The sequence below is a fragment of the Burkholderia sp. BCC1208 genome, from assembly GCF_902833095.1.
Classification (GTDB): Bacteria; Pseudomonadota; Gammaproteobacteria; order Burkholderiales; family Burkholderiaceae; genus Burkholderia.
In genome coordinates this window covers 430,191-450,816 of record NZ_CADFDY010000007.1, presented here as the reverse complement: position 1 = coordinate 450,816, position 20,626 = coordinate 430,191, and the positions used below count along the sequence as shown (strand labels likewise).

General features: G+C 68.8%; 19 protein-coding genes. 11 read left to right on the top strand and 8 right to left on the bottom strand.

Features of this window, described 5'->3' with window-relative positions:
• The first annotated feature begins 101 nt into the window (after positions 1–101).
• Complete coding sequence (locus HWX09_RS19325) at positions 102–299, top strand: oxidoreductase-like domain-containing protein (protein ID WP_006492647.1); 198 nt, start codon at positions 102–104, stop codon at positions 297–299.
• 88 nt (positions 300–387) lie between these two features.
• Here the strand turns inward: HWX09_RS19325 and HWX09_RS19320 are convergent, their stop codons facing one another.
• The gene (locus HWX09_RS19320; protein ID WP_027781065.1) at positions 388–1,845 is read right to left on the bottom strand and encodes an MFS transporter; all 1,458 of its coding nucleotides are present in this window, start codon (positions 1,843–1,845) and stop codon (positions 388–390) included.
• Positions 1,846–1,991: 146 nt separating this feature from the next.
• Between HWX09_RS19320 and HWX09_RS19315 the strand changes: the two genes are divergently transcribed.
• Both HWX09_RS19315 and HWX09_RS19310 read left to right on the top strand, forming a co-directional pair.
• Positions 1,992–2,864 (top strand): LysR family transcriptional regulator, encoded by an 873-nt coding sequence (locus HWX09_RS19315; protein ID WP_027781064.1) that lies wholly within the window; start codon positions 1,992–1,994, stop codon positions 2,862–2,864.
• A 60-nt stretch (positions 2,865–2,924) separates the two neighbouring features.
• A complete protein-coding gene (locus HWX09_RS19310; protein ID WP_034185231.1) occupies positions 2,925–3,248 on the top strand; it encodes a hypothetical protein in 324 nt (107 codons plus the stop codon).
• Positions 3,249–3,279: 31 nt separating this feature from the next.
• On the opposite strand, the gene HWX09_RS19305 is transcribed toward HWX09_RS19310, so the two are convergent.
• On the bottom strand, positions 3,280–4,182 hold the full coding sequence (locus HWX09_RS19305) for a LysR family transcriptional regulator (protein ID WP_027781062.1): 903 nt from the start codon (positions 4,180–4,182) through the stop codon (positions 3,280–3,282).
• A 99-nt stretch (positions 4,183–4,281) separates the two neighbouring features.
• On the opposite strand from HWX09_RS19305, the gene HWX09_RS19300 reads away from it, so the two are divergent.
• The gene (locus HWX09_RS19300) at positions 4,282–5,259 is read left to right on the top strand and encodes an NAD-dependent epimerase/dehydratase family protein (RefSeq protein WP_027781061.1); all 978 of its coding nucleotides are present in this window, start codon (positions 4,282–4,284) and stop codon (positions 5,257–5,259) included.
• A 352-nt stretch (positions 5,260–5,611) separates the two neighbouring features.
• On the opposite strand, the gene HWX09_RS19295 is transcribed toward HWX09_RS19300, so the two are convergent.
• The 5 genes from HWX09_RS19295 to HWX09_RS19275 form a co-directional block, all read right to left on the bottom strand.
• On the bottom strand, positions 5,612–6,313 hold the full coding sequence (locus HWX09_RS19295) for a DUF2848 domain-containing protein (protein WP_027781060.1): 702 nt from the start codon (positions 6,311–6,313) through the stop codon (positions 5,612–5,614).
• Between the two features lie 49 nt (positions 6,314–6,362).
• Complete coding sequence (locus tag HWX09_RS19290; RefSeq protein ID WP_027781059.1) at positions 6,363–7,682, bottom strand: MFS transporter; 1,320 nt, start codon at positions 7,680–7,682, stop codon at positions 6,363–6,365.
• Between the two features lie 51 nt (positions 7,683–7,733).
• Positions 7,734–8,423, bottom strand: coding sequence for a DUF4286 family protein (locus HWX09_RS19285; protein WP_027781058.1), 690 nt, complete (start codon positions 8,421–8,423; stop codon positions 7,734–7,736).
• A 99-nt stretch (positions 8,424–8,522) separates the two neighbouring features.
• On the bottom strand, positions 8,523–9,560 hold the full coding sequence (locus HWX09_RS19280; RefSeq protein ID WP_027781057.1) for a LysR family transcriptional regulator: 1,038 nt from the start codon (positions 9,558–9,560) through the stop codon (positions 8,523–8,525).
• Positions 9,561–9,660: 100 nt separating this feature from the next.
• Positions 9,661–10,452 carry an SDR family oxidoreductase gene (locus HWX09_RS19275; RefSeq protein WP_027781056.1) on the bottom strand — a complete coding sequence of 264 codons (792 nt, stop codon included), beginning with the start codon at positions 10,450–10,452 and terminating at the stop codon, positions 9,661–9,663.
• A 509-nt stretch (positions 10,453–10,961) separates the two neighbouring features.
• On the opposite strand from HWX09_RS19275, the gene HWX09_RS19270 reads away from it, so the two are divergent.
• Positions 10,962–11,840 carry a neutral zinc metallopeptidase gene (locus HWX09_RS19270; protein WP_027781055.1) on the top strand — a complete coding sequence of 293 codons (879 nt, stop codon included), beginning with the start codon at positions 10,962–10,964 and terminating at the stop codon, positions 11,838–11,840.
• A 194-nt stretch (positions 11,841–12,034) separates the two neighbouring features.
• Here the strand turns inward: HWX09_RS19270 and HWX09_RS19265 are convergent, their stop codons facing one another.
• Positions 12,035–12,910, bottom strand: a complete 876-nt coding sequence (locus HWX09_RS19265) for a lipid A biosynthesis lauroyl acyltransferase (protein WP_027781054.1) — start codon at positions 12,908–12,910, stop codon at positions 12,035–12,037.
• A gap of 473 nt (positions 12,911–13,383) precedes the next feature.
• On the opposite strand from HWX09_RS19265, the gene HWX09_RS19260 reads away from it, so the two are divergent.
• The 6 genes from HWX09_RS19260 (at position 13,384) to HWX09_RS19235 (ending at position 20,587) form a co-directional block, all read left to right on the top strand.
• Entirely contained in the window at positions 13,384–14,124 is a 741-nt protein-coding gene (locus tag HWX09_RS19260; RefSeq protein ID WP_027781053.1) for a LuxR C-terminal-related transcriptional regulator, read from the top strand.
• Positions 14,125–14,343: 219 nt separating this feature from the next.
• Positions 14,344–15,846, top strand: coding sequence for an aldehyde dehydrogenase family protein (locus HWX09_RS19255; RefSeq protein WP_027781052.1), 1,503 nt, complete (start codon positions 14,344–14,346; stop codon positions 15,844–15,846).
• A 58-nt stretch (positions 15,847–15,904) separates the two neighbouring features.
• Entirely contained in the window at positions 15,905–17,245 is a 1,341-nt protein-coding gene (locus HWX09_RS19250) for an aspartate aminotransferase family protein (RefSeq protein ID WP_027781051.1), read from the top strand.
• 237 nt (positions 17,246–17,482) lie between these two features.
• Complete coding sequence (locus HWX09_RS19245) at positions 17,483–18,985, top strand: APC family permease (RefSeq protein ID WP_027781050.1); 1,503 nt, start codon at positions 17,483–17,485, stop codon at positions 18,983–18,985.
• Positions 18,982–19,578, top strand: a complete 597-nt coding sequence (locus HWX09_RS19240) for a DUF3156 family protein (protein ID WP_027781049.1) — start codon at positions 18,982–18,984, stop codon at positions 19,576–19,578. The genes HWX09_RS19245 and HWX09_RS19240 overlap by 4 nt, the downstream gene beginning before the upstream one ends.
• A 70-nt stretch (positions 19,579–19,648) precedes the next feature.
• Positions 19,649–20,587, top strand: coding sequence for a helix-turn-helix domain-containing protein (locus tag HWX09_RS19235; protein ID WP_027781048.1), 939 nt, complete (start codon positions 19,649–19,651; stop codon positions 20,585–20,587).
• The last annotated feature ends 39 nt before the right edge of the window (positions 20,588–20,626 follow it).

The window sequence follows — 20,626 nt, the reverse complement described above, 5'->3', positions numbered from 1 at the left end:
CGCCATGATAGGCGCGTTCATCGTCGATCCGCCCGGCCTGCCGAACGCGGCGGCGGCCCGGATCGCCCTATACTGACCATTCCACATTACCGGACCACGCCGTGCCGAACCAAGTTTCCGGAGATCCGTCCGTCGACGATCCCCGTCCGACCCCACCTGTACAACCCGAACTGGAAGACTGCTGCAACAGCGGCTGCTCGCCGTGCGTCTTCGACCTGTACGACGAAGCGCTCGCGCGCTATCGCGTCGAGCTGGCCGAATGGGAGGCGCGGCAGGCACAGCGCGAGCCTCACCGATGAACCGGAGGCCGGCGAGTCGCCATGCCGCGCCTGAATCGCGCTGATCGCCGCGTCGGCCTGACGGTGCTGTTTCGTCGCGTGCTCCGTGTCACGCATCCGCATGCAGCCGCCGATGCAGCGGTCCGAGCGCCATCGACAGCGCAATGCAGGCCAGCAACACGACCGTCAGCGTGAACATCGACGTCCTGAACCCCTGCACGTAATCGAGCGCGGCCGGATGCACGCCGAGCCGCGCGAAGAACACGCCGCCGATCGTCGCGGCGCCGACCGCCGCGCCGATCTGCAGCATCGCGCTGACCATTCCCGACGCGACCCCGCCGCGGGCCGCATCGACTTCGGCGAGCACGATCCGCACGACCGACGGCAGCACGAGCCCTTGCCCGATGCCGATCGCCGCGATGCCTGCATAGAAGCCGGGGCCCGGCGCGCCGGCGCGGGCGAGCGCGGCGGCGCTCGCGACGCCGGCCGCGAGCATCGCGAAGCCGAGCGTGAGCACGCGATACCCGCCGAAGCGGGCGACGAGGCGCGGCATCAGCAGCGGGCTCGCGAGGAAGCCGATCCCGAGCGGCAGGATCGCGAACCCGGACGCGAGCGGCGACCAGTTCAGGCAGCCCTGGAGATAGATCCCGTAGCTCAGGAAGAACGCACTCAGCGTGTAGAACAGGAACGCGAGCAGCAGCCCGAGCGCGACGACCGGGTTGCGCAACAGGCGCACGTCCAGCAGCGGATCGTGGCCGCGCGCGAGCCGGCGCGTTTCGACCGCCAGCAGCGCGCCGAGCATCGGCAGCGCCCCGACGCCGCACGCGATCATCCACAGCGGCCAGCCGGCTTCGCGACCGTGCGTGAGCGGGTACACGAGCATCAGCAGGAACAGCGACATCAGCACCGTGCCCGGCACGTCGATGCGCTGGCCGCGCGGCGCGCGGTTTTCCGGGATGAAGCGCCAACTGCCGATCAGCGCCAGGATGCCGATCGGCAGATTGACGAGGAAGATCGCGCGCCAGCCGAGCCCGAACGGATGCAGGCTGATCAGTGCGCCGCCGCCGAGCTGGCCGATCACGGCCGCAAGACCGAACGCGAACCCGTAGAAGCCCATCACGCGCACCTGCTCCTGCGGGCTGAACACGCTGCGGATCGTCGCGAGTACCTGCGGCGCCAGGATCGCGGCGAACAGGCCCTGCAGCACGCGGCCGCCGACGAGTACCGTGCCGTTGCCGGCGAGCCCGCACAGCGTCGACGCGAGCACGAAGCCGGCCATGCCGACCATGAACATGCGTTTGCGTCCGTACAGGTCGCCGAGACGGCCGCCGGTGATCTGGACGACCGCGTTCGCGCACGCATAGGCCGACACGACGAGTTGCAGCTCGGCCTGGCGTGCGCCGATGCCGTCGCGAATGGCCGGCAGCGCGAGGTTCACGATGAAGTAGTCGAGCGGAGGCAGAATGGCGCCGACCAGCAGGACCACGAGCGCCCAGCCGTGGTGGCTGCGCGGCGTCGCGGCAGCCGCGCCGGCCGGCGCGCAGGGGGCAAGGGTGTTGTTTGGCATGAAAACAGGATCCGAAAGAATGAGGGCCCGATAGGCGACAGGCGCAGGCAGGCCGTTGCCCCATTATTCTGGGCATCGCCCATGGTTCGGAAAAGCGGGAAAGAGTGGTAGCATCCATCGGGTTAATCGATGGACAAGGAATGACGATGCGCGGTTTCGATCTGGATCAATTGCGCACTTTCGCGGCGGTCGCGGATGCCGGCAGCCTGACGGCCGCCGCGCCGCTGCTGCACCTGTCGCAATCGACGGTCAGCGAGCAGGTGCGCAAGCTCGAATCGCGCGCCGGCGTGCCGCTGTTCGTGCGCAGCAAGCGCGGCGTCGAGCCGACGCCGGCCGGCTCGCGGCTGCTGCAACACGCGCGGCGCATCGTCGCGCTGAACGAGGCCGCGTTCGACGAACTGCGCGGGCAGGCGATCAAGGGCGAACTGCGCGTCGCGATCACCGACTATTACCGCACGAATGAAGTCGCGGGCATGCTGGCGCGGCTGCGCGAGTGCTACCCGCAGTTGAGCCTGCACGTGAGCGCGATGAAGAGCGCGGATATCGAAGTGGCGCACGCACGCGGGCAGATCGATCTCGGCGTCGTGATGAACATGTCGAGCGGGCCGTTCCGGCCGGTGTCGGCCGACACGCGCTGGGTGCTGCGTCGCGAACCGCTGTCGTGGGTCGCGTCGCCCGCGCTCGCCGAACAGTTGCCCGAACCGCTGCCGCTGGTGCTGCTGCCGGACGATTGCATGATGCATCAGGTCGCGGTGCGCTCGCTCGACGAGCAGCACACGCCGTACGTGCTCGTGCACAGCGCGTCAGGCGTCGCGGGCTTGCAGTCGATGCTCGCGGCGGGGCTCGGGGTCGGCTGCCTGTGCGCGTCGGCGATCGGCGACGGCCTGATGCGGCTCGGCACGAAATACCGGTTGCCGCCGTTGCCCGACGCGGTGTTTTCGCTGACGCCGCCGTTGCCGGGCGAACGCGAGACCGTCGCCCAGGCGCGCGAGGTGCTGTCGCGTCAGCTGCTGATGTAAAACCATGCCGCGCGTCACGCGGCGGCGCGTCACCGACGGGCGCGCCAGGGGGCTACGGGCATGAACGACGACGAACTGAAGAACCAGATGGCCGCGAAGCTGCAGCATGCGCTGGAGCGCGTGGTCGACGAGCGCTCGCTGGTCCATTTCCTGCGGGTGCTCGGCCATGACTGGCACACGGAGCGGCAACTCGAGGCCGACGCGCCGCTGTCGCCGTATGCCCACGCGGCGCTCGGCTGGGAAAACCGTTCGATCGGCGAATACCTGGAAGCGATGATCGATTGGGCCGAGGCGTCGGAAGAGGGGCTGCGCGACTACGACGTGCCCGAGAACCCATGGCGGCGCATCGCCGACATCCTGTTCGCCGGGAAAATCTACGAATAACGCGGCCCGGGCGATTCACGCACGCCGCTTTCTACTCGGCGACTTCACCGTCCGCATACGCACGCAACCCGTTGGCCAGTGCATCGAACACGGCCCGGCAGCGCGGGCTTGTCCGCAGGTCTTCGTGCATCACGACCCAGGTTTCCAGCCGCATCGCGGGCCCGTCCGGCAGCACGCGCACGAGCCGCGCGTCGCGTTTCGCGAGCGCCGTCTGGCAGAAGCCGATCCCGTAGCCGGCGCGGATCATCGCGAGCTGCGCGAGATTGCTGTCGGTGCGCAGCGCGAACGCGTCGCGCTTCCACATCGGCATGCCGCGCCCCGCGGAGCGGATGAACGGCGTGACCGTATCGAAGCCGATCAGCGCGTGGTGCGCGAGCGCGTCGATCGTCGCGGGCGCGCCGTGGTGCGCCAGGTAATCGTCGCGCGCATACAGCCCGACCTCGATTTCGCCGACGCGCCGCGCGACGAGCGCATCCTGCGCGGGCGGTGCCATCCGGACCGCGATATCGGCCTCGCGCTTCAGCACGTCCTGAATGCGGTCGGTCGGCACCAGTTCGATCACGAGCCCCGGATGGTCGCGCCGCAATTGCGCGAGCATCGGCGGCAGCACCTCGACGGCGATCACGTCGCTGGCCGAGATCCGCACGATGCCGCGCACGCCGGCGCCATGGCTGGCCGCCGCCCGCTCGAACGCGGCCGCCGCGCTGCGCAGCGCCTCCGCATGGCCGCGCAGCGCGAGCGCGGCCTCGGTCGGCAGCAGGCCCGACGGCGAGCGCGTGAACAGCGTCTGGCCGAACGCGGCTTCGAGCGCCGCGACATGGCGGCCGGCCGTCGGCTGCGTGATGCCGAGCGCGCGCGCCGCGCCGGACAGCGAGCCTTCCGTCAGCACCGCGAGGAAGGTGCGGTAGCGTTCCCAGTTCAGATCGGTGATCATGCATAAATGTATAGCTGATCCGTCGGGTTAGGCAATTCCTTGATAGTCGCCGGCGCGCCAGAATGCGTGTCGTGATGGTTCCATTCAAGGAGAGCGGCAATGACGATCGACGCAGGCGGGACGCAACGGCAGGCACTCGTGCTCGGCGCGAGCGGCGGAATCGGCGGGGAAGTCGCGCGGCAGTTGCGCGACGCGGGCTGGCAGGTGCGTGCGCTCAAGCGCGGGCTCGATGGCGAGGTCGTGGAGCGCGACGGCATCGCATGGATGCGCGGCGACGCGCTGGATCGCGACGCGGTCGTGCGTGCCGCACGCGGCTGCGGCGTGATCGTGCATGCGGTGAACCCGCCCGGATACCGGAACTGGGCCACGCAGGTGCTGCCGATGATCGACAACACGATCGCGGCGGCCCGGGCCGCGCAGGCGACCGTCGTGCTGCCGGGCACGGTTTATAACTTCGGCGCCGATGCGTTTCCGGTGCTGCGGGAAGATGCGCCGCAGCATCCGGCCACCCGCAAGGGCGCGATTCGCGTCGAGCTGGAGCGGCGGCTGCAGGATGCGAGCGCGCACGGCGTGCAGGCGATCGTCGTGCGCGCCGGCGATTTCTTCGGGCCGCAGCTCGGCAACAGCTGGTTCTCTCAGGGGCTGATCAAGCCGGGGCGGCCCGTCGCGGCCATCAGCGTGCCGAGCCGCGGCGTCGGCCATCAATGGTCGTATGTGCCGGACGTGGCCCGCGTGATGGTCGAACTGATCGAGCGGCGCGAGACGCTGGAGCCATTCGCGCGATTTCATCTGGGCGGGCATTGGGATGAGGACGGCATGCAGATGGCGCGGGCCGTGCAACGCGTGGCGCAGCGGCACGGCATGCGGCCGGCGCTGCGCGATTTTCCGTGGTGGCTTGTGTGGGTGGCCGCGCCGTTCGTCACGACGCTTCGCGAATTGCTCGAGATGCGTTACCTGTGGCGCGAACCGGTCCGGATGGACAACGCGCGCGTGACCGCGGTGCTCGGCCGCGAGCCGGTGACGCCGCTCGATACCGCGGTGGAGGCGACGCTGGCGGGGCTCGGGTGTCTAGGGTGAGCAAGAAAGGTAGCCCAGGCTGCGCCCCGGGCGCGGAAACGCGTCACGGCGAACCGAAGAATGCCCGGGACCACAATTCTCCACATACCCGCGTGCGTCCGATGCGCATCATGTCGGTCAACACCGACAAGGAGGAAACGGGGGCGCGATGGGGTATTTCGGATGGAAAACGTCGGTTGCGGGGGCAATCATGTTCGCGCTGAGCGGGTGTACCAACCTGGCAGGTGTGCTGTACTGCGACAGCGCGCAGTTCAACTTTCCGGACTACCACTGCTTCGAGTCGTACAGATAGAAACGGGCGCAACGGCCGAAAGCCGTCGTGCCCGTGTGCCGTGCGTTTTTCCGCTCGCCGTTACGCCACGACCGGCAACACCTCGACGACATAGCGATGCGTGAGGCTGCGTCCGAGCACCGGATCGTGCAGTTCCATCTCGAATGCATCGCCGTCGCCCATCGCCGCGATCGCGCCGTGCACGGCGACCGTGCCGCCATACATCGCGCAGCGTGCGGGCATCGTGCGGCGATCGTCGAACCGCTGCCACAGCACGTCGGGCGCGAGCAGGGCGCTGACCGCGCCGTGCTGGTACGCGAGCCGCTCGCCGTCGCGCGCGATCAGCCACGAACGCATCTCGAGCGCATCCCAGTGATCGGCGACATCCGCATGTCGCCACGCGTCGCGGCCGAGCGGCTTCGCGCACACCTGCTTCGACACGGCGACGCCGTACGCTTCGACTTCGCGATCCGTGTGATCGGAGCCGACCGTGACCAGCGTGCCGGCCGGGCTGTCGACCAGCACGCATTCGATCTCGCCGCCCGAGCGCGCGCCGAGCACGCCGATCGACGGCGCCTGCGTGAGCAGCGTGGACGACACGCGATAGAAGCACGGCGTGGTCGACGGCGGCGCGACGCCGAGCGCCGCGAGTTCGTCGATGTGCGCGCGGATCGCGGCCGGATCTCGGCCGGCCCAGCCGGCGATCACGACGCGTTCGACGTCGACGTCGACGGCGGCCGGCGGGCCTTGCAGGGAAATCACGTTGAACGACAGGGTTGGCATGCGGATATCCGTTTGAAGTGCGAAGGAACGAACCGGCTGGCGGCGGCGCTCAATCCTCGAGCGGCCGGTGCGCGGTCTCGCGCGCGACGACGAGTGCGATCGACGTGACGACGAGCGCAGCGGTGACGTACAGCGACACGGCCGTCGTCGTGCCCGTCTGCCGGAACAGCGTGGCGATCACGAGCGGCGCGAAGCCGCCGCCGACGATGCCGGCGAGCGTGTACGCGAGCGACGCGCCCGCATAGCGCACGCGCGTCGGGAACTGTTCGGTCACGAACGCGCCCTGCGGGCCGTACATCACCGCATGGATCACGAGGCCGATCGCGACGGCCGCGACGATCGCCGCGGGGCGCGCCGAATCGAGCAGCGCGAAGAACGCGAACGCCCACACGATGCCGGCGAGCGCGCCGGCGAGATACACGGGCCGACGGCCGAAACGGTCCGACAGCGCGCCGAAGAACGGCACCGCGAGCGCGTTGCAGGCCGTGCCGATCATCACGGCCGTCAGCGCGACGGGGCGCGACAGGTGCAGCACGGTCGTCACGTAGGTCAGCGTGAACACGACGATCAGCGCATACAGCACGTCCGAACCGATCCGCGAGCCGCCCGCGATCAGCAGGCGCTTCCAGTGGTACTTCAGCACGTCGGCGACGGGCACTTCGGCGGTCGCGTGCGATTCGGCGAGCTGCTCGAACTGCGGCGTTTCGTCGACCCCGCGCCGCAGCCAGAAGCCGAACACGACGAGCAGCGCGCTGGCCGCGAACGGCACGCGCCAGCCCCACGACAGGAAGGTGTCGGACGTGGTGGACAGCGTGACGAGCGCGATGCAGCCGGTGCCGAGCAGCGTGCCGAACGACGGGCCGATCTGCGTCCACGATGCGGACAGCCCGCGCCGTTTCTGGTCGCCGTGCTCGACCGACAGCAGCACCGCGCCGGCCCATTCGCCGCCTAGCGCGACGCCCTGCACGAAGCGCAGCGCGACGAGCAGGATCGGGCTCAGGATGCCGGCCTGCGCATAGGTCGGCAGCGCGCCCATCAGCGCGGTCGTCACGCCCATCAGCACGAGCGTGAGCATCAGCACCGCGCGGCGGCCGATGCGGTCGCCGAGGTTGCCGAACACGAAGCCGCCGAGCGGGCGCGACACGTAGCCGACCGCATAGGTCGAGAACGCGAGGATCGTGCCGGCCAGCGGATCGACCGACGGAAAGAACAGATGGTTGAAAACGAGCGCGGCGAGCGTGTTGTAGATCGTGAAGTCGTACCACTCGAGCGACGTGCCGATCATGCTCGCGGTCGCGAGTCGGCTGTTGCGGACACGGCGGGGCGCGTGGGCGGCGGGCTGGGCGAGAGTGCTCATGGTATCGGGCAGGTCGTGACGTAGGACGGGATGAAGCGCGGGGCCGGTGTCGGCGTCCGGCGTTCAGGCAGGCAGGGCGGCAGCGCTGGCCGGTTCGGCGTCGGTGTCGCGTCGCCGGGCAGGCAGCGGCGCGGCGGCGCGCCACAGCAGGTCGAAGGTGCGCACGTCGTCGTGCCCGGCGAGTGCGGCGGCGACGCGACGCGTGGCCGCTGCGTCGCTGCCTTCGATCAGCACGAGCGCATCGGCGGCCGGGCGAGCGGCCGCCGCGGCGCCGATCGGCGCGGACAGGTCCGGTGACGTGCGGAAGAGCCGCGCGGCGTGGATGCCCGGTTCGTGCAGCGTGGCGTCGAAGCGCTCGCGCAGGTGCGGCACGTCGATGCGTTCCGGCGGCAGTACGAACAGCGCGAGATGCGCGCCTTCGCCGTCGCCGGCCTCGATCGTCAGCTCGCCGACGCGCCGCTGCGTGCCCGTCATGCGCTCGAAGTTCGCGAGCGACCACGCGGTCTGCTGCGTGAACGCGCGCCGGTACGCGTCGCCCCGGAACACGTCGAGCGCCTCCGTTACGTACAGCGCGAGATATCGGCGCGGGCCGCCGTCGGTCGCGCGAAACCGCCGCGCATGCGTGAAGCCGGGAATCGCGACACGCTCCTGCATGTGCTCGCGGTCGTACCAGGCGTTGAAATCGGCTTCGTGCGCGGGGTCGATATCCGTCCAGACGCAAAGCTGGCCGTGCGGAAGGGAAAGGCGGGTCATCGCGGGGTTCCTCGTGACGGAGGTGTCAGGAACCGCAGTGTCCCGAAGACGGGCCGCGCCCGTCCAACAAGAAAACAAATTCGCGGTGAACAGGTTTTCTTATGAGCGGCGCGGGCGGCGTTTTGCGGCGGGTGTGGCGGGCGAGGCGGCTTTCGCCGTGCGTTTCGTTTTGGCCGACGTGTTCGTTTTTGTGGCGGTTGCCTTGCGCGTGGGCGCTGCGTTGGCGCGATCGGGGGCGGCCGGCTTCGCGAGGTTCGCGGCGGCCGCCATCGCGCGCGCGACTTCGCTCGCGAGTTCCGCGATACGCGCGGCGACCGGCAGCCCCTGGCTGCGGTACGTCGCGACGAGCGGCAGCGCCGGGAATTCGGGCTCGACGTCGAGCAGTTCGAGCGTGCCTTCGTGCAGTTCGCGCCCGATGATCGCGGGCGGCAGCGCGGCCACGCCGAAGCCGTCGGCGACGAGGCGGATCATCGCGGCGACCGACGTGATGCAGTTGATGCTGGCCGGCCGTTCGACGGCCGCGAACAGCCGCTCGATCGTCGCGTGCGGCCCCGAGTGGCGCGAGAAGCTGATGATCGGAAACCCGGCCAGACGCGCGACGTCGAGCGGCTGGCCGCCGAGCCCGAGGCGCGGGCTCGCGGCCCAGCGCACCGGGAATTCGCACAGCGGCAGGTTCGTGAAGTCCGGCCCCGGCACCGGGTCGGTCTGCAGAATCAGGTCGACGCCGTCGGTACTGAGCAGGCGGATCAGGTGCAGCGTCGTGTCGCTCGTGATCTCGACGTCGAGGCGCGGATAGCGCTCGCGCAGTTGCGCCATCAGCGCGGGGAACCAGCTGTGCACGATCGATTCGATCACGCCGATCCGGATCAGGCCCGCGTCGCTCGCCGCGTCGATGTCGCGCCGCATTTCGCCGTCGAGCCGCACGATCCGCTCCGCGTAGGCCAGCATGCGCCGGCCCGCGGGGGTGAGCGTGGCCGAGCGCGTGTTGCGGTCGAACAGGCGCACGTCGAACGCTTCCTCGAGCGACGCGATGCGGCTCGACACGGCCGCCTGCGTCGTGTGCAGTTTCTCGGCCGTGAGCCGGAAGTTTTCCAGCTTCGCGAGCCAGACGAAGGTTTCCAGAAACCGGATGTTCATCGAATTCCGAACGGTGAGGCGGTGCCGCGCCAGGCGGCGGATCGGGACGATGTTAATGGATTCGGGAGCGGGCCGGCACGCGCGACGCCTTCCGGCGGCGTCAAAGCCGGTCGAACGCGAGCGTCGGCACGTCGACGACCGTCGCGCCGCCGTCCGCGACGAGCGTCGCGCCGGTCACGAACGATGCGTCCGGCGACGCCAGGAATGCGCAGACGGCCGCGATCTCGTCGGGATCGGCCGCGCGCCGCAGCGGCACGTCGGCGCTGACGCGGGCGTACGCCTCGTCGAGCGAATCGCCGTGCGCGGCCATCAGCGGTTCCATTTCCGCATCGGCCATCGGCGTGCGGACCCAGCCGGGGCAGACGGCGTTCGCCCGCACACCATGCGGGCCGTAGTCGCGTGCGAGCGATCGCGCAAGCCCGAGCAGCGCGTGCTTGCCGACCGTGTAGCCGCATACGCCGGGGCCGGCCGCGAGCGCGGCGATCGACGCGACCAGCACGATATTGCCGCGCTGCGCGATCAGGTCGGGCAGGCACGCGCGCGCGCTGACGAATGCGGTGTCGAGGTTCGCGTGCATCGCGTCGCGCCATTGCGCGTCGTCGGTTTCGTTCGCGCGGCCGATGCCGTGGCCGCCCGCGCATGCGACGAGCGCATCGACGCGGCCGAAGCGTTCCGCGATGCGCGGCAGGAAGCCGGCCCAGTCGGCCGTGCCGGCGGCGTCGCCCGCGAGCGCGAGGCCGCCGGTTTCGGCAGCCAGCGCGTCGAGCGGTGCCAGGCGGCGCCCGATCAGCACGACGCGGTCGCCGCGACGGGCGAAGCGGCGCGCGCACGCGGCGCCGATGCCGGTGCCTGCGCCGGTGATCGCGATCGTGCGGGGTGGCGGGTGCGTCATGTCGTTCTCCGGAAAGGGGGCGTTCCGGCCACTTTATGCGGCGCGGGCGCGCACCGGTATCCGCCGAAAGGATGAACGCGGGTCGTCCGAACGGCCGGGCGGCGCAGCCGAGTACTTTCCAAAACCGGAAGGAGCCTGGAGGAGTGAGCGCTACACAAGAGCGCCAGCCCAGACCCTCGCTCAGGCTCCTGTTCCATTGGAAAGCGCCGACATTGCTCATTTTGCAAAGGCTGACGATGTCCGCCGCCGAATCGCTCTATCCTCCACATTTTTGCGATAAGCCGCGAAAGCCCGGCAAAATAGCGCGAGCGAGCGGGCGCGCGCAGCGGCGCTCGGCGCGTCGGCCGACCGGTTCCGTCGTACGAATGGAGCGGCAGGCGGGATCGGCGCGAGCGGGCGTCCGATGCGCAGGCATCGCGTCCGCCGACGGCTCGTGTCGTCACGGCGTATCGCCCGGTTGCGCGCTGGCGCGGCCGGACCATCGACAAAAGAACAGGGAGGGGCCGGCAATGAGGCTGGACGACGAAAGAGAAAGCGCCAACGTCGAGGATCGACGGGGCGCCGGCGGGTTCGGCGGCGGGCGCGCGACGATCGGCATCGGTACGATCGTGGTCGCGCTGGCCGCATCGTATTTCTTCGGGATCGACCCGCGTGTCGTGCTCGAAGGCGCGTCGGCGCTGCAGGGCCGCCAGCAGCAGGCGCAGCCCGCGCCGACCCAGCGCCAGGGCGCAGCGGCGAACGATCCCGGTGCGGTGTTCACGCGCAAGGTGCTCGGCAATATCGAACGCACGTGGACGGGCGTGTTCAACACGCAGCTGCACGCGCAGTACGAACCGCCGAAGCTCGTGATGTTCACGAACTCGACGCCGACCGCGTGCGGCACCGGCCAGACCGCGATGGGGCCGTTCTACTGCCCGGGCGACCGCAACGTGTATATCGATCTCGGCTTCTACGACGAGCTGCGCAAGCGTTTCGGCGCGGGCGGCGATTTCGCGCAGGCCTACGTGATCGCGCACGAAGTCGGCCATCACGTGCAGAACCTGCTCGGCATTGCCGACAAGGTCGACGCCGCGCGCCGGCGCTCGAGCCAGGCGCGCGCGAATGCGCTGTCGGTGCGGATGGAGTTGCAGGCCGACTGCTTTGCCGGCGTGTGGGCGAACAACGCGCAGCGCGCGAACCAGCGGCTGATGGAACCGGGCGATTTCGAGCAGGGGCTGAAGGCCGCCGCGGCGATCGGCGACGACCGGCTGCAGCAGCAAGGGCAGGGCTACGTCGTGCCCGAAAGCTTCACGCACGGCACCAGCGAGCAGCGCGTGTACTGGCTGCGGCACGGGATGGAGTCGGGCGAGGTGAGCGCCTGCGACACGTTCGCCGCGAACGCACGCTGACGTAGACGTACCTGGGGCGTTCGCGCACGCCGGAGCGGTCGTGCGTGAGCCTCCGTTGCGGTGGCCCGGTCACGCGTCGGGCGCCACTTGCACCAGACCTTCGCCTGATCCGCTTCAGGCAACCTGTCCGGGTGATCCCGGCAGATCACTGCCGTGCCCGGATAACAAAAGACACCCCGGGCAAACCGGCACCGTCAGTAGACCGCCGGAACGCCGGGCGGGCGGTGCTTGAAGCGTCGATGCACCCAGTAATACTGTTCCGGAAATCGCAAGATCTGCGCCTCGAGAAACGCGTTCATTCTCCGTGCATCGGTCGTGTCGCTTTCGGACGGGAAATCGCTGAGCGGCTCGAAGATGGTCAGCTTGTATCCCTTGAAATTCGGCAGCACCTCCGTCACGAACGGTACTACCCGCGCATGGCCCAGGGTTGCAAGCCGCGAGACGGAGGTCAGCGTGCAGGCGGGAACGCCGAAGAACGGGACGAACACGGAGTTGTCGATGCCGTGATCCATGTCCGCCGCGAGCATGACCGGTTTGCCGGCGCGAAGTATTCCCAGGATCTTTCTGGCGCTCGTGGAACGTTCGATCATCTCCGCGCCGAACCTGCCGCGTTGTCGCTTTGCGAGGTCGCAGAGGCGCGCGTTCGACATGCGTGTGTACAGCGCCGCGACAGGAAACTGCATCGAGTACAGCATGCATCCGACCTCGATGCCCACGAAGTGGAACCCCATGAAGATGGTCGGTGGCGCATCCTTGTCTTCGAGATCGATCCTGCTGTCGATCTGGACGATATTCCTTATTGCCTGCGCACTGCCGAACCACTGAATGCCGCGTTCGAGATAGCTGCGGACCACCTGCCGAAAATGATTCTTCGCAAGATCGTTGTACTCACGTTCGGTCTTTTCCGGAAAGCAAAGGCGCAGGTTGACGAATACGATATGTTTGCGGCGGCTCGGAAGCGCATATAACGCTGCCCCGAGGACACTGCCAAGCCTGGCGACCAACGGGTACGGCAGGACCGAGAAAGCGCGCAGCAGCGTGACGATGAGGGCGTGACCGAGTTGTTTCAAGAATTTTTCCTGAGCACCATGCGGGAATGTTGCCGTTCGCTAACGACGAACGTCCATTGAGGGGAATGACGGAAGCAGCGTCGTCGCTTTGGCGCGCCAGGTCGCGGCGGAGCGCCGCGGGATAGAAAATCGCCTCTGGACGGAATTTCCCGTCCTGGTCGACGCGATGGCTGGTGAGATGAAGGTGGATGCCTCGAAGCGACAACGAGGAGTTCGCCGCGAGCGAGCGCATTATCACATGCTTGGTCGGGTGTCCTGTCTTGTTTTTGTCTGCTCGCCGATCATTTTCCGCCGGTCGGATACCGGCAGCGACCGGGCCGCTCGCCGCTGTTGCCCGGGCGGCTGTCCTGAGCGGAGGCAGTCACTTCGGGCGATCGGCGCGGCGATTTGCCGATTCGGGCTCACGGACGCGTGGCCGCCGCGCGTAGGCTGGCCCGGTTTTCGTCGCATTTGCCCGTCCGCCGATATCGTTCATGCCGAGCCTCCCCCTCCCTGCCGATTCGGACGCCGCCGACTGGCGGCGCGCGCTGCGCGCATGCGTGGACGCGTTCGACGCGTTCGCGAGCCCGTCCGCGATCGTGTTCTACCGGCTCGACGCGAGCGGTGAACCGGCCGATTTCGAGCTGTTCGGGATGCCGGAGTCGATGCATCGGACCTATGTTGCCCGCTACCGGATGCTCGATCCGCTGCATCCGTCGCGCTGCGCTGCGGGCGTCGGGGCGGTCGTTACGCTCGCATCGCAATTGCCCGACGAAAGGCGTGAAGCGTCCGCGTACTGGACCCGTTTCCTGCGGCGGCACGATGTGGCGGACGTCGTCGAGATCTGGCTGCGCGACGCGGGCCGGACGGTCGGCGCGTTCTCGTTGCTGCGCTTCGGGGGCGGCGCGGCGGGCGGCGGCGTGGCCGGGAATGGCATGGCAGGCCGGTTCGCACCCGGCGAGATCGACGCGCTCGCGCGGCTGCAGCCGGTCGCCGAAGCCGCGCTGACCCCGCTGCTGCGCGCGCGGCGTGGAATCCACAGGATCGGCTGCGAAGAGCGGCTGACCTACCGCGAGGAGCAGATTGCGCGCCTCGTGCGAGACGGCTGCTCGAACAAGGAGATCGCACGCGATCTCGCCCTTGGCCAGCCAACCATCAAGACTCACCTGATGCGCATGTACCGCAAGCTCGGCGTGTCGAATCGCACGGAGCTGGTCGGGGCGTTGTTTCTGTAATCGTTTCGTAAGCTGTCCGACCTGCCCGCGGCGATATCGAGCCGGTTGCCGGCCTCGATCCGCCGTGCGTCACCGGGCGGGGTTCGAACCCCGGCCCTCTCAGCGCCCCACGCGCTGCCAATTTGCGCTCACCGGGCGCGATCGCCCGTCGATACAGTGGTCCGACGCCCGCGTGCCTCACCGGCACGCGGTCCAGCCACGACAATCAACGAGACGCCCATGAGCAACACGAACTTCGTCGCCGTCAGCGACACCGTGCGCACCTTCGTTGCGCGCGATTTCGGCCTCTTCATCGACGGTGCCATGCAGCCCGCGCACGCGGCCGCGCGGCTCGACGTGTACGACCCCGCCACGGGCGAGCGGCTCGCGACCGTCGCCGATGCGGACGCACACGACGTCGACCGCGCGGTCGCCAGCGCGAAACACGCGTTCGACACGCACGTCTGGAGCGGGTTGCGGCCGGCCGACCGCGAACGCATCCTGCTGAAACTCGCGGACCTGATCGAAGCCGACGCCGAAACGCTCGCGCAACTCGAAACGCTGAACCAGGGCAAGTCGATTCACGTGTCGCGCGCGATCGAAGTCGGCGCGAGCGTCGAATACGTGCGCTACATGGCCGGCTGGGCGACCAAGATCACCGGCCAGACGCTCGACGTGTCGATCCCGTTCCCGCCCGGCACGCGCTATACGGCCTATACGCGCAAGGAGCCCGTCGGCGTGGTCGCCGCGATCGTGCCGTGGAATTTCCCGCTGATGATCGCGGTGTGGAAGTTGATTCCCGCGCTGGCGGCCGGCTGCACGATCGTGCTGAAGCCGTCGCCGGAAACGCCGCTCACCGCGCTGCGCCTGGCCGAGCTCGCACGCGAAGCCGGCGTGCCGCCCGGTGTGTTCAACGTCGTCACGGGCGGGCGCGTCTGCGGCGCGGCGCTCGCGAGTCACCCGTCGGTCGCGAAGATCTCGTTCACGGGATCGACCGCGACCGGCAAGCTGGTCGGCGCGGCGGCCGTGCAGAACATGACGCGCTTCTCGCTCGAACTCGGCGGCAAGAACCCGATCGTGATGCTCGACGACGTCGACGTCGCGCAGGCGCTCGACGGGGTGGCGGCTGGCGCGTTCTTCAACCAGGGGCAGGTATGCGCGGCCGCGTCGCGCATCTACGTGCATCGCAGCAAGTTCGCGCAACTCGCCGACGGTCTCGCGGGCGTCGCGCGGTCGATGAAGCTCGGCGCGGGCCTCGACACCACCGCGCAGATCAATCCGCTGGTCTCCGCGCACCATCGCGACAAGGTCGTCGAGCACATCGAAGGCGCGCGCCGCGCGGGCCTCACGTTCCTCGCGGGCGGCACGCCGGCCGACGATCTGCCCGGCTATTACGTGAAGCCGGCCGTGATCGTCGATCCGCACCCGGACAGCGCGATCGTGCGCGACGAGGTGTTCGGCCCGGTGATCGTCGTCGTGCCGTTCGACGACGCGGCCGACGCGGTGCGCCTCGCGAACGCGTCGCCGTACGGTCTCGCCGCGAGCATCTGGAGCAACGACCTGAAACGCGTGATGAACCTCGTGCCGCGGATCGAGGCCGGCACCGTGTGGGTGAACTGCCATATCCCGCTCGATCCGTCGATGCCGTTCGGCGGCTACAAGCAATCGGGCATCGGCCGCGAATTCGGCCAGTACGCGATCGAAGGCTTCACCGAAACCAAATCCGTCTGCATCGCGCACTGACGCGCGACGCTCGAACCCGAACGAACCCGATTCAACCGATCCGACAGTGGAGATTGCAATGAGCTACAACGAAGCAAAGTTCTGGCACCCGATGCTGCACCCGAACGAAATGAAGCAGCGCAAGCCGATCCGCATCGTGCGCGGCGACGGCTGCTACGTATTCGACGAGGAGGGGCGCAAGCTCGTCGACGGCGTCGCGGGCCTGTGGAACGTGAACGTCGGCCACAACCGCCAGGAAGTGAAGGACGCGATCGTGCGTCAGCTCGACGAGCTCGAATACTTCCAGCTGTTCGACGGCATTTCGCATCCGCGGGCCGAGGAGCTGTCGAAGAAGCTGATCGACATGCTCGAACCGGAAGGGATGCGCCGCGTGCTGTACAGCTCGGGCGGCTCCGATTCGATCGAGACCGCGCTGAAGATCGCGCGCCAGTACTGGAAGGTGCGCGGTCAGGCCGATCGCACGAAATTCATCTCGCTGAAGCAGGGTTATCACGGCACGCATTTCGGCGGCGCGTCGGTGAACGGCAACACGGTGTTCCGCCGCAACTACGAACCGAACCTGCCCGGCTGCTTCCACGTCGAGACGCCGTGGCTGTACCGCAACCCGTTCACGCGGGATCCGGAGGAACTCGGCCGGATCTGCGCGGAGATGCTGGAGCGCGAGATCCAGTTCCAGAGCCCCGACACGGTCGCCGCATTCATCGCGGAGCCGATCCAGGGCGCGGGCGGCGTGATCGTGCCGCCGGCCAACTACTGGCCGCTGGTGCGCGAAGTGTGCGACCGCTACGGCGTGCTGCTGATCGCCGACGAGGTCGTGACGGGCTTCGGCCGCAGCGGCAGCCTGTTCGGCAGCCGCGGCTGGGGTGTGCGCCCGGACATCATGTGTCTCGCGAAGGGGATTTCGTCGGGCTACGTGCCGCTCGGCGCGACGGTCGTGAACGCGCGGATCGAGGACGCGTTCGCCGCGAATGCCGATTTCGGCGGCGCGATCATGCACGGCTACACGTACGCCGGCCACCCGGTTGCATGCGCGGCCGCGATCGCGAGCCTCGACATCGTCGTGAAGGAAGACCTGCCGGCGAATGCGGCGAAGCAGGGCGCGTATCTGCTCGAGGCGCTGCAGCCGTTCGCGGAACGCTTCGCGGCAGTCGGCGAGGTGCGCGGCAAGGGGCTGATGCTCGCGCTCGATCTCGTCGCGAACAAGGACACCCGCGAGCCGATCGATCCGCTGTCGGGCTATGCGAACGCGGTCGCGGAAGTCGCGCGCGAGAACGGCGTGCTGGTGCGTCCGGTCGGCACGAAGATCATCCTGTCGCCGCCGCTCGTGATCCAGCGCGAACAGCTCGACCGGATCGTCGACGCGCTCGCGGCCGGCTTCGAGGCAGTACCGTTCGCATGACGGCGTGACCGCTCGACGGCAAACCCGCGGCGGCGGGTAAACGCCATCGCGGGTTTGCCGATTTGCGCTATGACTGGATTATTTTGCCTGCGTATTTTTTCGACATCGGATCACGGTGTGATCGACAGGGGGCCCGGGTCTCGCAGTGCTGACGCACCGCCCGGGGCCGACCGCGAAGCATCTGGCCCCGGCCGCTGACGAAGCGCCGGTTCAGGCCAACCAACGAAGGAGACAACGATGTCGGGATGGTCGGGAATGACCGGCGCCGCGGGCGATACGTCCGCCGGCTCGCCGGCTGAAGCGGGCGGCGGCGCCGCATTGAAGGCGGGCGCCGTCGGTTTTCCGACCGCGCTGGCGAGCGCCGTCGGCCTCATCATGGCGAGCCCGGTGATCCTCACCGCGACGTCGGGCTTCGGGATGGGCGGCTGGGCGTTCGCGGTCGCGATGATCATCGCGTTCGTGATGATGCAGGCGCAGGCGACCACGTTCTCCGAAGCCGCCGCGATGCTGCCGACGGCCGGCTCGGTTTACGATTACCTGTCGTGCGGGCTCGGCCGCTTCTGGGCGATCACCGGCACGATTTCCGCGTATTTCCTCGTGCACGTGTTCGCCGGCACGGCGGAGACGATCCTGAGCGGCATCATGGCGCTCGTGAACTTCGAATCGCTGAACGCCGCGTTCGAGAAGCACAACAGTTCGTGGCTCGTCGGCGTCGGCCTCGTGGTCACGTTCGCGATCACCAACATCGTCGGCATCAAGGTGTTCAGCAAGCTCGAGATCGTGCTGACGGCCGGCATGTGGCTGTCGCTGATGATCTTCGGGATCCTCGGGCTCGCGGCCGCGCCGGCCGTGCATCTCGACGGCTGGTTCGGCGGCTCGGAAGTCGGCACGTCGATCCCGGCCGTGCTGTCGCTGGTCGGGATGGCGATGTTCATGTTCGTCGGCTGCGAGTTCGTCACGCCGCTCGCGCCGGAAATGAAGGCGCCGGGCCGCACGATCCCGCGCGCGATGTCGATCGGCCTCGTCGGCGTCGCGATCTGCATGTTCCTGTACGGCGCGGCGATCCGCCGCCAGGTCGCGAACGTGCCGGTGAGCGCCGACGGCCTCACGCACCTGCTCGACACGCCGGGCGCGATTCCCGCGTTCGCGCTGCAGGTGCTCGGGCCATTCGGCCGCGTGTGGTTCGGCATCGCGTTCCTGTGCGCGGGCGCCGCGACGATCAACACGCTGATGGCCGGGCTGCCGCGGATTCTGTACGGGATGGCGATCGACGGCGCGCTGCCGCGCTGCTTCGCGTACCTGCATCCGCGTTTCAAGACGCCGGTGGTCGGCATCATCGCGTCGGCGATCGTGCCGATCTTCCATGCGTGGCTGATCAACGGCAATCTCGACAGCATCCTGCATCTCGTGCTCGCCGCGACCTGCGCGTGGGGTACCGCGTACCTGCTCGTCACCGCGTCGGTCGTGATGCTGCGTATCCGCCGCCCGGACCTGCCGCGCCCGTACCGTTCGCCGTGGTTCCCGCTGCCGCAGGTCGTGTCGAGCGTCGGCATCGTGCTCGCGATCTGGTACATCACGCCGCCCGGCATGAACCCGCGCGACATCTACGTGCCGTTCGGCGCGATGCTCGGGCTCACCGCGCTGTATGCGCTGTTCTGGACGCTCGTCGTGCAGCGCCGGCATCCGTTCAGGCCGGTGCCGGTGGAGGACGTGCTGCGCAACGAGCACGTCGCGTCGTGAAGGCCGTACTCGCCCGGTGGCGCGCGACGCCCGATGCGCCGCCGCCCGGTCACCGTCCCGGCGTGATCGCCGCGCGCGTGCTCGCCGATCTGCGGGCCGTGCGCGATGCCGAGGGTGTCGGCGACGTCGGTGGCGTCACGGCGCGGCTGTCGAACGGCGTGCGCGTGAGCGTCGAAGAGCGCGTCGAGCGCCAGTTCCTGATGCATACGGTCAGCGTGAAGGTGACGGCGGCCGCCGACGGCCCGACCGCGCGGGGCAGCGCGCGCGTGCGACAGACCGGCTGGCTGCGTCGCACCGGCATCGATGCGGTACCGGTGCCCGGATGCGACCCTCTCTTCACCGACACGCTGGCCGCGCTGGTCGCCGAGCCGGCGCTCGTCGATGCGCTGCGGCCGCTGCACCTGACCGACTGCGCGATCGACGCGCGCGACGGCCGCTGGACGCTCGCGATCGTGCCGTTCGGCGGTAGCGAGGTCGTGAACCGGATGCCGTCGTTTCGTCGCTATGTCAGGCTGATCGACGAGCAGGCCGCCGCGCTGTCGGCGGCCTGTCTTGCATTCGAAACCGCACTACGCAGGATTTTGCGAGGGTAAGCTATGGCGATGCGCGCCGTGCGAACCCGGCGGCCGCATCCAGTACCCAAGGGTTTTACCGGAGACGCCGATGCTGTTCCAGTCACGCTCACACGAAGACGTGCACGATCACGGGCTCGCGATCGCGGGCTGGCATCAGGTCTACCGTCAGATGACCCCGGGCCGCTTCAAGGGCACCGTCACGCAGGTGCTGTACGACGATTTCCACTTCTTCCGCGAGACGACCAACCGGCGTGTCGCGCAAACCGGGCTCGCGCCGCTCGGGCGCACGTCGCTCGCGGTGCCGCTGTCCGTGCCGCTCGCGGGCACGTTCCAGGGGCAGCCGGTCGACGGCTATGCGCTGCTCGCGCTGCGCGCCGGCGAGGATTTCGAATTCCACACGCCGGAAGGGATGGGGCTCGTCGGGATCAGCGCGGCGTCCGACATGGTCGACGAGCTGTGCGAAGCCGAATTCGGCGCGGCCGCCGCGCGCAGGCTGCGGCACGTGACGCGGCTGTCCGATGCGCAGGGCGTCGCGCTCGGCGTGCGGCTGTCGGCGCTGATCGACGACGCCCAGCGCAACCCGGGCTGCCTCGAATATGCGGCCACCCGCAGGATGTTTCGCGACGCGATGCTCGGCATGTTCCTCGATGCGCTCGAGCAAGGCATCGGCGTCGAGCGCCGCGACATCACGCACGCCACCTACAGCGATATCGTGAGCCGCTGCGAGAAGCATCTGCGCGAGCGCCCCGAGGAACCCGTCACCGTGCTCGAACTGTGCCGCGCGCTGCGCTGCAGCCGCCGCACGCTGCAAACGAGCTTTCAACGCGTGGCCGACGTCACGCCGGTTGGCTATCTGCGCACGATCCGGCTGAACGCGGTGCGTCGCCTGCTGCGCACGACGCCGGTGCAGCAGCTCGGCGTCGGCGAAGCCGCCGCGAGCTGGGGCTTCACGCACCTCGGTTATTTCGCGCGCGAGTATCGCGACCTGTTCGGCGAGCTGCCGTCGCAAACCTTGCGTCCCGATTGACCTTCTCGCGCCGCGACGGCGCCGCCGTATCGCCCGTCC

Bases quoted from the DNA above. Each gene is read 5' to 3' on its own strand.
- HWX09_RS19235 (WP_027781048.1), top strand. From the start codon at position 19,649: ATGCTGTTCCAGTCACGCTCACACGAAGACGTGCACGATCACGGGCTC.
- HWX09_RS19250 (WP_027781051.1), top strand. From the start codon at position 15,905: ATGAGCTACAACGAAGCAAAGTTCTGGCACCCGATGCTGCACCCGAAC.
- HWX09_RS19305 (WP_027781062.1), bottom strand. From the start codon at position 4,182: ATGATCACCGATCTGAACTGGGAACGCTACCGCACCTTCCTCGCGGTG.
- HWX09_RS19260 (WP_027781053.1), top strand. From the start codon at position 13,384: ATGCCGAGCCTCCCCCTCCCTGCCGATTCGGACGCCGCCGACTGGCGG.
- HWX09_RS19295 (WP_027781060.1), bottom strand. From the start codon at position 6,313: ATGCCAACCCTGTCGTTCAACGTGATTTCCCTGCAAGGCCCGCCGGCC.
- HWX09_RS19270 (WP_027781055.1), top strand. From the start codon at position 10,962: ATGAGGCTGGACGACGAAAGAGAAAGCGCCAACGTCGAGGATCGACGG.
- HWX09_RS19245 (WP_027781050.1), top strand. From the start codon at position 17,483: ATGTCGGGATGGTCGGGAATGACCGGCGCCGCGGGCGATACGTCCGCC.
- HWX09_RS19315 (WP_027781064.1), top strand. From the start codon at position 1,992: ATGCGCGGTTTCGATCTGGATCAATTGCGCACTTTCGCGGCGGTCGCG.
- HWX09_RS19255 (WP_027781052.1), top strand. From the start codon at position 14,344: ATGAGCAACACGAACTTCGTCGCCGTCAGCGACACCGTGCGCACCTTC.
- HWX09_RS19310 (WP_034185231.1), top strand. From the start codon at position 2,925: ATGAACGACGACGAACTGAAGAACCAGATGGCCGCGAAGCTGCAGCAT.
- HWX09_RS19275 (WP_027781056.1), bottom strand. From the start codon at position 10,452: ATGACGCACCCGCCACCCCGCACGATCGCGATCACCGGCGCAGGCACC.
- HWX09_RS19285 (WP_027781058.1), bottom strand. From the start codon at position 8,423: ATGACCCGCCTTTCCCTTCCGCACGGCCAGCTTTGCGTCTGGACGGAT.
- HWX09_RS19320 (WP_027781065.1), bottom strand. From the start codon at position 1,845: ATGCCAAACAACACCCTTGCCCCCTGCGCGCCGGCCGGCGCGGCTGCC.
- HWX09_RS19280 (WP_027781057.1), bottom strand. From the start codon at position 9,560: ATGAACATCCGGTTTCTGGAAACCTTCGTCTGGCTCGCGAAGCTGGAA.
- HWX09_RS19300 (WP_027781061.1), top strand. From the start codon at position 4,282: ATGACGATCGACGCAGGCGGGACGCAACGGCAGGCACTCGTGCTCGGC.